General features: G+C 36.0%; 2 protein-coding genes. Both read left to right on the forward strand.

Going from position 1 to position 1,772, the window contains the following annotated elements; translation table 11 throughout:
* Positions 1–217 precede the first annotated feature (217 nt).
* The gene (locus ABZA26_RS14305) at positions 218–1,204 is read left to right on the forward strand and encodes a LacI family DNA-binding transcriptional regulator (RefSeq protein ID WP_372715166.1); all 987 of its coding nucleotides are present in this window, start codon (positions 218–220) and stop codon (positions 1,202–1,204) included.
* Between the two features lie 90 nt (positions 1,205–1,294).
* A partial coding sequence (locus ABZA26_RS14310) for a PTS glucose transporter subunit IIA (protein WP_372715167.1) occupies positions 1,295–1,772 on the forward strand: 478 nt, incomplete at its 3' end.

A 1,772-nucleotide genomic window follows, 5' to 3' on the forward strand; every position in this document is an offset into this window, starting at 1 on the left:
CAATCAAGAATAGTTTTCATGGTATCTTCAAAGAAAGGATTAAAAGGGCTGTATTTTTTTTAATATAAAAAAACAGGATATTTATTGTGTTTTGAATTTTAACGGGCGTGTTCAGATAAATATTAAAAAAAAACCTCATAAAAATATTGACAAGATGTTCTAAAAGTGGTAAAAATGTATTAGAGTGTGGTATCGATACCACAAGAGGTGATGAAAGATGACAATAAAAGAGATTGCAAGATTAGCAGAGGTATCTACCTCTACAGTATCAAGGGTATTAAATGATTCCGGTTATGTAAATCAGGAAGTCAGGGAAAGGGTAGAGAAAATAATAGATGATACAGGATACCTGCCCAGTGATACTGCAAAAGATCTGAAGAAAAAAAATACAAAACTTATAGGTGTTATAATACCGAAGCTTAGCTCTAGGACTATAGGTCTTGTGGCAGATGGGATAACAAAGGTTCTTGATGAAAATGGATATAGTTCCATACTGGCAAACACAGGTTTGGATTTCAAAAAAGAGATTGAATTCATAAAGATATTTAAGCAGAAGAGAGTGGACGGTATTATTTTTGTGGCTACTAATATAGCTGAGGAACATGTAAAATTATTGAAAAAGATGAAGATACCTACTGTTTTTATAGGACAGGATTCAAGTAGTCATGATTTTTCCTGCATTATCCACAACGATTATGGTGCTACAGTGGAGATGACAAACTATCTGGTGAAAAACGGACACCGAAAAATAGGTTTTATAGGGGTAGATGAGATAGACAGAGCAGTAGGCTACCAGAGAAGAAGAGGATACGAAGACGCCCTCAAGGAACACGGAATCGATGTAGACAGAAATCTTATTTCCATAGGGAACTTCGAAATTTCATCGGTGGATGCTTCTATGAGAAAACTTATGAAAGAAAAACCTACAGCAATATTAGCAGTTACCGACAACCTGGCTGTAGGTGCTATAAATTATCTCCTGAAAAATGGGTACAGGGTTCCTGAAGACGTATCTGTAGTAGGAGAGGGAGATTCAGGTATAGCAGAAATTTATAATCCTGGTCTGACCACTATAAAATATCAGTATTTAGAATCAGGAGAAGAGTCTGCCAGAGTTTTGATGAGAATTTTAAAAACCGATAAATCAGAAAAAATAGTAATGAATTATAGACTGGTGGAAAGGGAGAGTGCTAGCAAAATATAGCCTTTTCTTTTTTCCGGCATGTGGTATCGATACCATGTTTTGGAGAACTGTTTTTATCACTTGTTTTTTAAAGTAAGGAGTGGATTTCAAATGGGTATTCTGTCAAAGCTTTTTGGAAGTAAAAAAGTTGTTGAAAAGGTAGTTGAAAAAAAAGTAGTGGAAATATATTCTCCGATTGACGGTGATGTTGTGGGTCTTTCAGAAGTCCCGGACGAGGCTTTTGCATGTAAGGCTATAGGAGACGGAGTCGCAATAATTCCTTCAGGAGATATGATATACTCACCGCTGGATACAGAAGATATGAGCATATTTGAAACAAATCACGCAGTGTCTCTTGAATCAAAAGAGGGCCTTGAGGTAATAGTTCATTTCGGGGTGGACACTGTGAATTTAAAGGGAAAGGGATTTGAAAGAATCGGAAGAGAAGGGACTGTCAAGACAGGTGATAAACTGGTGAAATATGATCTTGAATATCTAAAAATCAATGCTAAATCTGTAAAAACTCCTGTAATAATATCTAATATGGAGCTTGTAGAGGAGATAGAGAGAGTAACCGGGAAAGTAAAGG

This window comes from Ilyobacter sp. (assembly GCF_041583315.1).
Taxonomy (GTDB): Bacteria; Fusobacteriota; Fusobacteriia; order Fusobacteriales; family Fusobacteriaceae; genus Ilyobacter.

What these genes read in the sequence shown, in the direction of transcription:
- ABZA26_RS14305 (WP_372715166.1), top strand. Translation starts at nt 218, where the DNA reads ATGACAATAAAAGAGATTGCAAGATTAGCAGAGGTATCTACCTCTACA.